Source organism: Streptomyces sp. NPDC001508 (assembly GCF_040298665.1).
Taxonomy (GTDB): domain Bacteria; phylum Actinomycetota; class Actinomycetes; order Streptomycetales; family Streptomycetaceae; genus Streptomyces.
The window spans coordinates 446881-459542 of the sequence record NZ_JBEPAP010000001.1 but is presented as its reverse complement, the minus strand read 5'-3'; the positions used below and the strand labels follow the sequence as shown (position 1 = coordinate 459542).

The 12662-nt window shown below is 73.8% G+C and carries 7 protein-coding genes and 2 pseudogenes; 8 read left to right on the top strand and 1 reads right to left on the bottom strand.

All coding sequences use genetic code 11. The annotated features are described in order from the left end of the window. Positions 1 to 204 precede the first annotated feature (204 nt). Positions 205 to 1143, top strand: coding sequence for a UTP--glucose-1-phosphate uridylyltransferase (locus tag ABT245_RS01975; RefSeq protein WP_351727663.1), 939 nt, complete (start codon positions 205 to 207; stop codon positions 1141 to 1143). Positions 1144 to 1312: 169 nt separating this feature from the next. On the opposite strand, the gene ABT245_RS01970 is transcribed toward ABT245_RS01975, so the two are convergent. Further along, a complete protein-coding gene (locus ABT245_RS01970) occupies positions 1313 to 4114 on the bottom strand; it encodes an AAA family ATPase (protein WP_351727662.1) in 2802 nt (933 codons plus the stop codon). A gap of 98 nt (positions 4115 to 4212) precedes the next feature. On the opposite strand from ABT245_RS01970, the pseudogene ABT245_RS01965 reads away from it, so the two are divergent. From ABT245_RS01965 to ABT245_RS01935, 7 genes and pseudogenes are all read left to right on the top strand, one after another. Next, a pseudogene (locus ABT245_RS01965) lies at positions 4213 to 4557 on the top strand (ATP-binding protein); the annotation flags it as partial. 789 nt (positions 4558 to 5346) lie between these two features. After that, positions 5347 to 7779, top strand: coding sequence for a helix-turn-helix transcriptional regulator (locus ABT245_RS01960; RefSeq protein ID WP_351727768.1), 2433 nt, complete (start codon positions 5347 to 5349; stop codon positions 7777 to 7779). Between the two features lie 69 nt (positions 7780 to 7848). After that, the gene (locus tag ABT245_RS01955; RefSeq protein ID WP_351727661.1) at positions 7849 to 8835 is read left to right on the top strand and encodes an alpha/beta hydrolase; all 987 of its coding nucleotides are present in this window, start codon (positions 7849 to 7851) and stop codon (positions 8833 to 8835) included. Positions 8836 to 8908: 73 nt separating this feature from the next. Continuing rightward, positions 8909 to 9949, top strand: coding sequence for a helix-turn-helix domain-containing protein (locus ABT245_RS01950; protein ID WP_351727659.1), 1041 nt, complete (start codon positions 8909 to 8911; stop codon positions 9947 to 9949). Beyond that, positions 9943 to 10914, top strand: a complete 972-nt coding sequence (locus ABT245_RS01945) for a helix-turn-helix domain-containing protein (RefSeq protein WP_351727658.1) — start codon at positions 9943 to 9945, stop codon at positions 10912 to 10914. The genes ABT245_RS01950 and ABT245_RS01945 overlap by 7 nt, the downstream gene beginning before the upstream one ends. A gap of 427 nt (positions 10915 to 11341) precedes the next feature. Next, positions 11342 to 11596 (top strand): annotated as a pseudogene (locus ABT245_RS01940) (thiamine pyrophosphate-binding protein); the annotation flags it as partial. A gap of 512 nt (positions 11597 to 12108) precedes the next feature. Next, the gene (locus tag ABT245_RS01935; protein WP_351727657.1) at positions 12109 to 12549 is read left to right on the top strand and encodes a pyridoxamine 5'-phosphate oxidase family protein; all 441 of its coding nucleotides are present in this window, start codon (positions 12109 to 12111) and stop codon (positions 12547 to 12549) included. Positions 12550 to 12662: the final 113 nt, after the last annotated feature.

The window sequence follows — 12662 nt, the reverse complement described above, 5'->3', positions numbered from 1 at the left end:
CGCGCCGACACCTCCGGCAGCATCCAGGAGGGCTCCGTCGTATCCGGGGGCCATCTCCTCACCCGGCGCGAGCGTACGGGCAACGCGCTGCTACGGGGCAGCCTGATCGCGTGCCCGGCGTTCGTGCGGCTCCGCTCGGCGTTGGTAGCGTCGGGATGCGCCGCGTCGGCCGGCACGGCGCGCCGATCGACCGAGAGAGATCCGATGCCTCCGACGATCCGCAGGGCCGTGATCCCCGCCGCTGGACTCGGCTCGCGCCTGCTGCCCCTGACCAAGGCGATCCCGAAGGAAATGCTTCCGGTCGGCGACAAACCGGTCATCGAGCACACGGTGCGCGAGCTTGTGGACTCCGGTATCACCGACATCACCATCGTCGTCAGCGGCGGCAAGTCCCTGATCCAGGACCATTTTCGGCCGAACCCGGGCCTCGTGGACCAACTGCGCGCCGACGGCAAGACGGCGTACGCGGACGCGGTGGAGGAGGTCGCCGAGCTGGCCCGTAGCGGCCACATCACCTACCTCGACCAGCACGGCCCGTACGGCAACGGCACCCCTGTCCTGAACGCCGCGCGCTCCTTCAGCGACGAGCCCGTCCTCGTCCTGTGGCCCGATGACGTGTTCGTCGCCGAGGTCCCGCGCGCCCAGCAGCTGATCCGCGCCTACGAGCAGACCGGCTGCCCGGTGCTGGCCCTGCTGCCGATGGACCGCGGTGAATCCCAGCGCTACGGCGTGCCGATCGTGAAGGAGGACCTGGGCGGCGGACAACTGCGGATCACCGGGCTGGTGGAGAAGCCCGAACCGGCCGACGCCCCGTCGGAGTACGCGGCCATCGGCGGCTACGTCATCACCCCCGGCATCGTGGACGAACTGCGTGAACAGACCCGGCGCTGGTACGAGGCCCGGGACCGGGGCCGACCGGTGGGCGAGGTCTATCTGACCGACGCGATCAACGCCTACGCCGCCAGCCGCGCGGTGTACGGACAGGTCATCCGCGGCACCTGGTACGACACCGGCAACCCCGCCGACTACCTCGTGGCCCAGATGGCGCACGCCCTGGCACACCCCGAGTACGGGCCCGTGCTGCGCGACCTGGTCCACCGGCTCGACAGCCCCGCCGCCACCGCACCCGAGACCGCCACCTGAGCCGCTGCCGTGCCCGAGACCGCCACCTGAGCCGCTGCCGTGCCCGAGACCGCCACCTGAGCCGCTGCCGTGCCCGGTCCGCCAGAAAGCACCGCGCGGCCGGGGCGCAGGGTGGGCTCCGGCCACCGGGGGCCGGGTACGGGGCGACCGCGCCGGTCCCGCCATCCGGTCACTGCGGCGGATCCTGGGCCAGGGCGTCGCGGAGTTGTGCCCTGGCGCTGACACCCAGCTTGGGGAAGATCTTGTGCAGGTGGTAGCCGACGGTGCGGGGCGAGAGGTACAGCCGGGCCGCGATGTCGCGGTTGGTCAGGCCCTGCGCCGCCAGTTCGGCTATCTGCCGTTCCTGCGCGGTGAGTTCACCCGCGGTACGCGTGGCCGTGTTCGCCCCCGCCGGGGCTCTGGCCGCCCGCAGTTCGGCGGCGGCACGATCGGTCCAGGGCCGGGCGTCCAGCCGCTGGAAGCACTCCAGTGCCGCGCTGAGGTGCGGGCGTGCCTCGGCGCTGCGCCGCCGCCGGCGCAGCCACTCACCGAAGTCGAGCTGGATGAGCGCCTTTTCGAAGGGCCAGCAGTCGGTGGTGGAAGCGGCCAGGGCGGCGCTGAAGCGCTGCTCGGCGTCATCGGTGTCGCTCAGCAGGGCGGCGGCCCGGTGCAGGACGGCGGCGAGCCGGGGCGACCTGTCGGGCTCCAGACTGTCCTCGACGGCCTCGACCACCGTACGTGCGTCCTCCCGCCGCCCGGCACGGACCGCCGCGGCGGCCAGGTCGCCCAGATGGTAGAGCGAGGCGTGGTAGTGGACGGGGGCCGGGCAAAAGTCCCGGGTGAAGGTGGCGCGCAGCTGCTCGTAGGCGTCGGCGTGGTCCCCGGCGACGAACGCGGCCATGGCCAGCGCATGCCGGTGCCGCACCTGGAGGTTCAGGGACCTGCGCAGGTCCACGCCCCGTACGGCTTCCAGAGCCTGCGTCCGCGCGCTCGCGTGGTCGCCCCGCAGCGCGCGCAGGGTGGCCCGCAGGACGCGGGAACCGACGGTCACGTTGTCGGCTCCCGCCTCGGTCGCCATCCAGAACGCCTCGTCCGCCGCGTCCCGGGCCGCCGTCCACGAACCGCTCTCGAACAGCGCGAGGGCGAGCGCCTGTGTGACGGTCGCGTTCGTGCCCGCGCTGCCAGCCCGTCGTAGCACGTCCATGGTCTGCCCGAGAATCCGTACGGCGTCCTCGGTTTCGTCCAGGATCCAGGTCGTGCCGCCGAGCGCGGTGAGGTCACTCAGGGACTCCTGCGACAGGGCGGCCAGCCCGTCCCTCAACAGCCCGAGGAGCCATGTCCGTCGGCGATGCGGGTCGATGACGGCCCGGGACCAGGCCAGCCCGGCGGGATCGTCGCTTTCGCCGATCAGCGCGCCGATCCGCCGCAGTTCGGCCCGGTGGAACGGCGACCCGGAGTTGTACACGGACGTCGCTGCGGTGGCCAGGGTACTGAGCGCCAGGTCCGGCGCCGAGACCGCGGTGGCTTCGGCGACGCCCAGCAGCAGGGTCAGCGCCTCCTCGTGGCGCAGTGTGACGCCCAGGGCCCACCCGCCCAGGAGCGATGCCTCGGCACGCAGCCGCGGGTCCTCGGTCAGGTCGCCGATCCGGCCGCTGATCTCACCGACCCACTGGGGATGGCCGGCGAACATGGCGGCCTGCGCGGCCGCCAGCAGGCGCCGGGCGCGCGGCTTGGCCGCCGGGGTCAGCTCCGCGGCGCGTTCCAGCGCCGTGGCGGCCGCCGCGTACCCTCCCCGGGCACGTGCGCGCTCGGCGCTCCGCGCCAAGGCGTCGGCGACCTCCGCGTCCTGGCCCGTCGCGGCGGCGGCCAGGTGCCAGGCCCGGCGGTCCGGCTCGTCGGCGAGAGCGCCGGCCAGGGCGAGATGCGCGTGCCGGCGCTCGGCGAAGGAAGCCGCCTGGTAGACGGCCGAGCGCACCAGCGGGTGGCGGAGCAGCACCTGGCCGTCCTCGATCCGCACCAGTCCGACGCGCTCCGCCGGCTCCAGTGCCTCGACGATGTCCGACGACGGGGCGGCCCGCAGGAGGTCGGCGAGGTGTCCGGTGCCGGCGGCGGCGACCAGGAGCAGCGCCGCACGCGTGGGCTCGGGCAGGCCGGGGAGGTCGGCGGCGAACAGGTTCTCCAGGCGTGCGGTGAGCGGCAGGGTGGCACTGCCGCCCTGACCCGTGCCGGTCACGCCCCGGGCGAGGGCCCGGGGCAGCTCGATGAGGGCCAGCGGGTTGCCGGCGGCCTGCTGGAAGATCTGGGTGCGGGCCCTGCCGCGGGGCGGGTGCGGCTGGGCGTCCAGCAGCAGTCCCGCCGCCGCCCTGCTCAGCGGGCCCACCGTCACCTGCGGGAAGTCCCGGTCGAAGCGGGCCGGCACCGCCTCCTCGCGGGCGGCGAGCAGCATCACCACCGGCTTGCCCTCCAGACGCCGGGCGAGGAAACCCAGCACGTCCACCGAGCCGAGGTCGAGCCACTGGACGTCGTCCACGAGCAGGAGCAGCGGCCGCTGCGCGGCGGCCTCGCCGATGAGGGCGAGCACGCCGCTGCACAGCGACAGCTGGTCGAGGTTCACCTCGTGCGGTGCCGCCGTCAGCCCGAACGCATGGTCGAGGGCCGCCCGCTGCGGCGCCGGCAGCGCATGACCGGGAAGCAGCGGATGCAGGAGCTGGTGGACGCCCGAGAGCCCCAGTCCGCTCTCGCCCTCACTCCCGCGCACGCGCAGCACCCCAAGGCCCCGGGCCCGGGCCTGCTCGGCCGTCCAGTCGACCAGAGTGCTCTTGCCCGCCCCCGGCTCCCCGACCAGCACCAGCACCTGCGGTCCGGTGCCGTCCACGGCCCCGAGCAGGCCCTTGAGGCGGGACAGCTCGGCGGCCCTGCCCAGGATGCCCGGAGCGGCGGGATGGTCGGGGCCGATGTGCACCACGGTCGTGTTCCTCCAGGTGTCGTTCATCACCCGGTCATCCTGCCGGTCGGGGACGACCGGTCATGTGACAGAAGCGTCGCCCGGCTCGCTTTCCCGATAATGAACCCGGCCAGGGAACAGATCCAATGCCCTGGGCAGCCGAGCAGGTCCGGAGTACATGCATGAAGGTCCCCCCATCCCGTTCCGCGGCCGGTGAGGAAGCCGCCCGTCGATCATCCCGCCGTACGACGTCGCCCCGCCCCCTGGGCAGAGACGGCGAGATCGAGCGCATCCTCCAGTGCGTGCGGCGGGGGCCCGGCGGGCCGCAGGCGCTGCTGCTGCTCGGCGAGGAGGGAATCGGGCGTACGACGTTGCTGCGCCACGCCCGGGAGCTGGCCGGCGACGACGGCACGCTCGTGCTGTCCGCGCAGGGCTGGGCCGCGGACCATCGGCATGCCCGTGCCTGTCTGCGGCAACTGCTGGCGCCGGTCCTGGACGAGCTGCCGGGGCTGCCCGCCCCGCACGGCGAGGTGCTGACCGCAGCCCTGAACCCCACCTTCCAGGACGTCGCCCTCCACGACAGCGGGCCTCTCGAGGGTGGGTTTCACGGCGGCGGGTCCCACGACGGTGGGTCGCACTGTGGCGGGTCTCACGGCGGCGCGTTTCATGACGCCGGGCCTCCCGAGGGTGGGTCTTACGGTGGTGGATCTCACGGCGGCGCGTTTCATGACGCCGGGCCTCCCGAGGGTGGGTCTTACGGTGGTGGATCTCACGGCGGCGCGTTTCATGACGTCGGCTCTCCCGAGGGTGGGCGTCACGGTGGCGGGTCTCACGGTGGTGCGTTCTATGACGGCGGGTTTCACGGCGGCGGGTCCCATGACAGTGGGTCTTACGACGCCGGGGCTCCTGAGGGTGGGTCTTACGGTGGCGGTTCTCACAGCAGTGGGTCTTACGACGCCGGGGCTCCTGAGGGTGGGTCTTACGGTGGCGGTTCTCACAGCAGTGGGTCTTACGACGCCGGGCCTCCCGAGGGTGGGCGTCACGGTGGCGGGTCTCACGGCGGCGGCTCTCACGATGGCGCGTTCCATGACGGCGGGTCTTACGGCGGCGGCCGGTCCTATGACGGCGTGTCTCACGGCTGTGGCTCCCACGGCGGGTCTTACGGCGGCGGGTCCCATGACGGCGGGTCTCACGGCGGCGGCCGGTCCCATGACCGCGGGTCTCACGGCCGTAGGTCCCCCTACGGCGCGTCCCTCGGCCGTGCGCCGCACGACGGGCAGGTGCGGGTCGCCTTGCTGGCCTTGCTGGACCGACTCACCGCGTCCCGGCCGGTACTGCTGTGCGTGGACGACATCCACGCCTGCGACCGCGCCTTCCTCGACGCGCTCTGCGCGGGAATCCGGCTCCTGGCCGGCCGCCCGCTCAGGGTTCTGCTCACCGCGCGGGGCGAGACGCCCCCGCCCGGCCTGCCCCCCGCCCTGGAGTGCCTGCACCTTGGCCCGCTGAGCGCCCCCTCGGCCGCGGCGCTGCTGGACCGGCAGCCGGCGGCGCCGACCGGCCGGCGCAGGCTGGAGATCCTGGAGGAAGCCGAAGGCAACCCCTTGGCCCTGGTGGAACTGAGCCGCCGTGTGCCCACGGCCTCCCGAGCCGGAGGCGCCGGGGCCGCACCGGCGCGGCGCCCGCCGACGGGCCACGCCTTCACGGCACGACTCGACGCGCTTCCCCCCAAGACGGCACGGGCCCTGCTGTACGCCGCGGCCGCGGGCCCGCAGGAGAGCGTCGCCGCCCTCATGGCCGCCCTGGACACCGACGACCTCGCCGTGTGGGCCCCCGCGGAGGCGACGGGACTGGTCTCGCTGGTCGAGGACCGTGTCGTCTTCCGGCATCCGCTGGCGCGGTCGGCCGCGTTCTCCCGGCATCCCGCGAGCGAGCGGCAGCAGGCCCATCTGGACCTCGCCGAGACCGCCACGCGGCCCGAGCACCGGGCCTGCCACCTGGCCACCGCCAGCCTGCGGAGCAGGGAGTCCGTGGCCGCCGCGCTCGAGGACTCCGCATGGCGGCACGGGGACGTCGTGGGCACCGCGCGCGCCCTGGAGCAGGCGGCCCGGCTCAGCCCGCGGCGGCCGGAGCGCGCACGCCGTCTGGCCGAAGCCCTGGTGGCAGCGCACGCGGTCGGCGACCCCGGCTGGGTCAGGGACCTGTACGGCAGGCTCGTCCACGACTTGGGGGAACCGGAGCAGGTCTGCGCGGCGGCCGGTGCCCTGGCCTCCGTCCTGTCCCTGGAGTCCTCCCAGCGGGAGGCCTTCGACCTGCTGGTCGATGTCTCCGAGCACTTTGCGGCGGCCGGCCGTACCGTCGCGCTCGCGGTGACGGCGGTGGCGGCGGGCATCGCCGCCCAGTCCGGCCTGCCGGAGCACAGGGCCGGCCTGGCCGCACTGCTGGACCGTGCCCGGGGGACCGACCGTGCCCCGCGGCGCCGGCCGCCGGAGAACGGGTGTCTGGGCCGACTGGACGGGCCGGACATCGAGCGGGCACTGAACGCGCTGGCCACTGCTGTGCTCCGGCCACAGACCGGCACGGGCTCGTCCGCGCGCCCCATCCGCCCGCACGGTGTGCCCCTGGACGGCCGGCAGCCACCGGCCTGGGAGACGGCGCTCCTCTCGGCGGCCCACCTCGCGGACGAGGCGGACGTGCGGCTGGGACAGTTCCGCGAGACCGACGCCCGGCTGCGGACCTCCCGTGCCTTCGGCATCCGCGGCTGGTCGGTCCTCGCCCTCGCGGACACCTTCATGGACACCGGCCGGATCACCGACGCGGAGTCCCTGATCCGGGAGGCCACGGCCGAGGCCGCGGTGCTGCGCCTGCCGCGCCTTCAGGCGGATCTTGAGGCGCAGGCCCTCGCCCTGCACGCGCTCCGTGGAACCGTGCCGCCGCAGCCCTGGCTCACCACCTCGGTGTGGCGCGCCGTCTGCCTGGACGAGAACCGGGCCACCCACGCGCGGCTGCTGCGCGCCCGGGGACTCGCCGCCATCGCGCTGGGCGACTGGGACGGCGGCTGGCGACACCTGCGCGAGCTGTTCACCGCCGACGGTTCGCCGTTGCACCCGTTCCTGTCGCCCCGCAGCATCGCCGACCTCGCGGACGCGGCCCAGCGCACCGGCCGGTCCGAGGCGGTGGTGCCGGTTCTCAGCCGGGTCCTCGCGGAACAAGGGGAACGCCCGAGCACCAGGATGACGCTGCTCCTGCACCATGCCACCGCCCTGGTCGACCCGGGCGAGGACGCCGAGCAGCACTTCCACCTCGCGCTGGTCAACCACGAGGCGGACCGGTGGCCGTGGGAACGCGCCCATGCCCGCCTCAACTACGGCATCTGGCTGCGGCGGGCCCGGCGGACACGCGAGGCGCGTCAGCAGCTGACCACCGTGCTGGAAACCGCCGAACGCCTCGGCGCGGGCGCCCTCGCCGCGGCAGCGGCCGGCGAACTGCGCGCCAGCGGAGCGGCCTCCACCCCGGACACCCCGGGCACGCTGGAGCAACTGACGGCACAGCAGAAACAGATCGTCCAGCTGGCCGCGCGCGGCCTTTCGAATCGGGAGATCGGTGAACAGCTCTTCCTCTCGCCGCGTACCGTGGGCTCCCACCTGTACAACGTCTACCCGAAGCTCGGCATCAGCCGCCGCCAGCAGCTGCGTGACCTCCTACAGGACAGATGAGGCGCGGACCGGCCGGTTCCGTGCAAGGCCGCCGACGGGCGGCGCGGCCCAGCCAGAGGGGAGTGTGTGATGCCGGGAGCCTTCGGCGGCCGGCCGGGCGGTGACGCACGCCCGGCCGTCCTCCTCGACCCCGTGGTGCAGCGCGTCGTCGCCGCTTCCGCCACGCCCCCGTCCCTCGACGACCTCGGGCCGGTGACGGCGCGGCAGGCGCTGCGGGAGACCCAGGTGGACCGGTTCGAGGACTTCGCCGTGGACGCGGTCTACCGCGTGGCCTCCATCGGCCCCTTTGGGCTGCTCGGGTTCTGGACCGTCCGCCCGGCCGGTGCGACCGGCCCGCTGCCCGCGCTCCTGTACCTCCACGGCGGCCGGTGGGCACTCGGCGACGCACAGACCCACGCCCGCCTCATCAGCGAACTCGTGCACGGCGCGGGAGTGTGCGCCGTCGTCCCCGAGTACAGCCGTACCCCCGAGGCCCGTTACCCCGTCGCGCTGGAGGAGTGCTACGCCCTGCTGGTCTGGGCGGCCGCCCGGGCCGGCGAACTCGGTCTTGACGCGCGCCGGCTGGCCGTGGCGGGCGACTGCGCCGGCGCCACGCTGGCCGCCGCGGTGAGCATGCTGGCGAAGTCCCGCGGCGGGCCGCGGCTGTGCGCACAGCTCCTCTACTACCCGCTCACCGACTCCCGCTGCGACAGCCCCTCGCAGCGGGAGTTCGCCACCGGATACCTGCTCACCCGACCGGCACTGCGCGGGTACTGGGCGCGCTACGTCACGGACCCGGCCCTGCGCGACGAACCCACCGCCTCCCCGCTGCGGGCGCGAAGAGGGGACCTGGTGGGGCTGCCGCCGGCGCTGGTCGTCACCGCCGAGGCCGATGTGGCCCGGGACGAGGGCGAGCAGTACGCGCGCCACCTGCGCGCGGCCGGCGTCGAGGCGTCCGCCGTACGGTTCCTCGGCACGATCCACGACTTCGTGGCCCTGCACGCCCTGTACCACAGTCCGCCCACTCGGGCGGCCGTCACGACAGGGTGCGCGTTCCTGCGGGCCCGCTTGCGCTGAGCCGCGCGGTGCGGACCGGTGACCAGTCGACCGACTGATGCGCCGGCCGGTATCGCCCCAGCATGCTCGAAGCATGCCAACCGTGATCGGCTCCTTCGAGGACAGACACCGGAGCCCGGACCCGTTCGCCGGTCCGCGAACCCGGGTGCTGAGCACCCGTTCGGTGCCCCCGCGCGAAAGCCTGGGCTTCTGGCACGACGCCGTGCTCACGACCCTCGTCGGGATGGACATCGCCACCGAGGGCCGCACCTATGACGCGACCCTGCGTACCGACCGCATCGGAGACCTCGGGATCACCACGGTCGAATGCGATCCGGGCCGTGTCCACCGCTCGCCGCGCCGCATCGCCCACGGCGACGGGCGAGACATCTTCGTGACGGTCCAGAGCACCGGCCGGGCCCAGGTCGAACAGGACGGCCGCACCACGGAGCTGCGGGCCGGCGACATCGGGTTCTTCGAGACCGTCCGGCCCTTCCAGACCGCCTTCCCCGAACGCTTCCGGTTGAAGATCTTCGCGGTGCCGCGGGCCCTGCTCGGGCGGTCGGAGGCCGATCTACGGCAGCTCACCGGGCTGGCCGTGCGCCCGAGCGGCGGTCTGCCCGCCCTGCTCGCCCCCTTGCTCGAACGGCTGGCGGACACCTCCGAGTCCTATGCGACGCCGGTGGCCGAACGACTGGCCGAGGGCGTCATCGACCTGATGGCGGCCACGGTGGCGGACCGACTGGGCGAGGACCCCGCGGTGCTGCCCGGTGCCGACCGGGTGCTGCCGCTGCGGATCAAGACCTTCATCCGCTGGCATCTGTCGGACCCCGGCCTGACTCCGCGGGCCATCGCCGACGCCCATGGCATCTCGGTCCGCTATCTGCACCGCATGTTCGAGGCCGAGGGCACCACCGTGGCTCGGTGGATCCGTGAGCTGCGCCTGCACGAGTGCCGCAGGGAACTCGCCGTACGGGCGCCGGGATCCGTCAGCCTCGGCCAGGTGGCCCGACGCTGGGGCTTCCCCAGTGCCGCCCGGTTCAGCCGGGCCTTCCGCAGTGCCTTCGGGCTGTCTCCCACGGACTGGCTCGACCGGGAGCGTGCGAGCCGCGCGGCGGGGGAAGAGCCGTGCTGACGGGATCACTGTCCGTCCCGGGGCAGGGTGTGTCCTTCTCCACCCGGGGCCTGCCTTCCGGTGATCGCGTCGCCGCCTGGGAACGCGCGCTGTCACAGGTCTTCGTCGACGTCGAGGTCACCGTGCAGAGCGGCCGGCCATGGGCGGGGGAACTGACCGCGGAGCGCCTGGGCGCCCTCCAGATCGCCATGGAGGATTCCGGCCCGGGAACGATCCTGCGCAGCGCCCGGTCGGTGGCGGCCGATCCCCGCACCCACATCCTGGCGCGTCTGCAACTGGACGGCACCGCACTGCTGTTGCAGGACGGCCGCAGCGCCGAACTCCGGCCCGGCCACCTGGCGTTCTACGACGCGCGGCGCCCCTACCGGCTCGTGCTGCCGGGCCGGCAGCGGGCTCGGATCTTCATGATGCCCCGGGCCGTGCTCCGGCTGGAGGAAGGGCAGTTGTCCGCCCTGACGGCCACCGTGGTGAATGACGCCGGTGGGGGTGCGGCGGCCCTGATGCTGCCGACGCTGTGCGCACTCGTCGACGAGGTCGTCCGCGCCCACCCGGTCCGACGCGCCCAACTCGCCGGACTCGCCGCGGAGATCCTGGGCACCCTGGCCGTGGAACAGGTCGGCAGGCGGCCCGCGCCGGCGCTGTGGGAGCGGATCACGGCATCCGTCCAGGACCGGTTGCGGGAGCCCGGGCTCAGCCCTCAGGACATCGCCGACCAGCACGGCATCTCCCTGCGCTATCTGCACCGGCTCTTCCAGCGGCAGGGCACCACCGTGAACACCTGGGTACGGACGCGACGGCTGGAGGCGGCACGCGAGGAACTCGCCCAGGCCGGCGCGGCCCACAGGTCCATCGCTGCGGTGGCCGCACGCTGGGGCTTCACCAATCCGTCCCATTTCAGCCGGACGTTCCGAGAAACATATGGGATGTCGCCGGTGCAGTGGCGCGGTGCGCGGCGCCGGACCTGAGATCTGACGCGCAAGGGCAGGACCCGGGACGCTGACAGCATGATCGCTGCCGGGCCCGGCGCCTATCTTTCGGTTCAGGTTTCCCCAAGGGAGGATCACCGCATGAACACAGCAGAGCCGAGTGGAGCCGACCGTCACCCGCATGTGCGGGACCTTCTTCACAGGGCGGCCGAGCATCATCACCGTGCGCGAACCGAGCGTGAGGAGGCCGAGTTGGAGAACGCGATCGACGGGGCGGCGTTCGACCTGGCGGCCGACATCGCGCACCCCACGGCCGGCGCCGCTCGCGGTGCGCTCCAGGACCGGATCGTGTGCACGGACGGACAACTGGGCCTCGCCCTGCCCGCTACCGTGACCGAGTCGTGCGGTGGCACCGGTGTGCCTCATCCGCCGACGCGCGCCGTCATGCGGAGATCCGAGGAGTTCCATGGCCAGGCAGACCATCGCCGAGCAGTATGTCGACCTGATGGCGCGCGCGGGTGTGCGCCGTATGTACGGGGTGGTCGGGGACAGCCTCAACCCCGTCGTCGACGCGGTCAGACGGCATGACGACGTCGAGTGGATCCAGGTACGCCACGAGGAGGTCGCGGCGTTCGCGGCCGGCGCGGAGGCCCAGCTCACCGGCCGGCTGGCGGCCTGCGCGGGCCCCTGCGGCCCCGGCAACCTGCACTTGATCAACGGCCCCTGACCCGGCCAAGCGTGTGTCCGTCGATCGTGCGCGCAGCGCTGGAAGCCGCGTCCCGGACGGAGGCGGCGGGATCAAGGAGTTCGGCTCTCAGCGGCCGAGCCAGGTGCGGGAGGCGCCGGCCCCGGTCGCAGCCGACGACGGCGCCCGGTTCCCCGGCGGCACCCCGATCTCGTCGACCTGATGAAGGACGGCATCGAGCGACCCACCCGGCTGGTGGACGCGCGCGGGCCGCGCCGCCCGGCGCCGCGGATCCGGGACCGCTCACCACGTTCCGCCTCCGGTCGCCCTGTCGGCCGTCGGACACGACCGCCGCGCCGGCCGGCCGCGGGCCGGCCAGGTGATCCGCTCCGGATACGGCCCCGAGGGGCCGGGCGGCCCTCCTTGGACGTACCGCTTTCCCGGGCCGCTCTCCGGGGGTGAGGGACGGGTGGTCCCTCTGCCGCGCCCGGCGCCGGGCTCAGCATGGAGCGCGATCCCCCTCCACCGGTCGAAGGGCGGGCCGACTCATGTACCCCAACGATGCGTTCCGTGACCTCGGCCGACAGGAGTGCCTGCGCCTGCTGGCCACGGCACAGGTCGGCCGTATCGTGTTCACGCGCCAGGCCCTGCCCGCGGTGTTGCCGGTCACCTTCCGTGTGGACGGCGACGGGGCGGTGCTGCTGCGCACCTCCGCGGCCTCGGAACTGGTGCGCGCCGTCGCCGGCGCGGTCGTCGCCTTCGAGGCGGACGCGGTCGACGCCGACACACGCTCCGGATGGAGCGTCGTCGTGACCGGCCGCGCGGCCGTGGTGACCGACCGGGCCGAACTCAAGCGCCTGGAACGGACCGGGCTTCGCTCCTGGTCCTCCTCACCCGCGGAGGTCTTCGTGCGTGTCGGGCCCGACCTGGTCACCGGATGTGAACTCGTCGGCGGGCGCGCGGACCACGGCTTGCACATGTCGGCCTGAACGGCGCCCACCCTGCCATGGACCGAACGGCCCTGCGGCGAAGGGCCGGACGGCGCGCGGACAGGATCCCGCGGGCCCTGCCGCGGACGGTGGACGGCGACGAACATAGTCAG

Coding starts and splice junctions, on each gene's coding strand:
- ABT245_RS01950 (WP_351727659.1), top strand. CDS start 8,909: ATGCCAACCGTGATCGGCTCCTTCGAGGACAGACACCGGAGCCCGGAC.
- ABT245_RS01935 (WP_351727657.1), top strand. CDS start 12,109: ATGTACCCCAACGATGCGTTCCGTGACCTCGGCCGACAGGAGTGCCTG.
- ABT245_RS01970 (WP_351727662.1), bottom strand. CDS start 4,114: ATGAACGACACCTGGAGGAACACGACCGTGGTGCACATCGGCCCCGAC.
- ABT245_RS01975 (WP_351727663.1), top strand. CDS start 205: ATGCCTCCGACGATCCGCAGGGCCGTGATCCCCGCCGCTGGACTCGGC.
- ABT245_RS01955 (WP_351727661.1), top strand. CDS start 7,849: ATGCCGGGAGCCTTCGGCGGCCGGCCGGGCGGTGACGCACGCCCGGCC.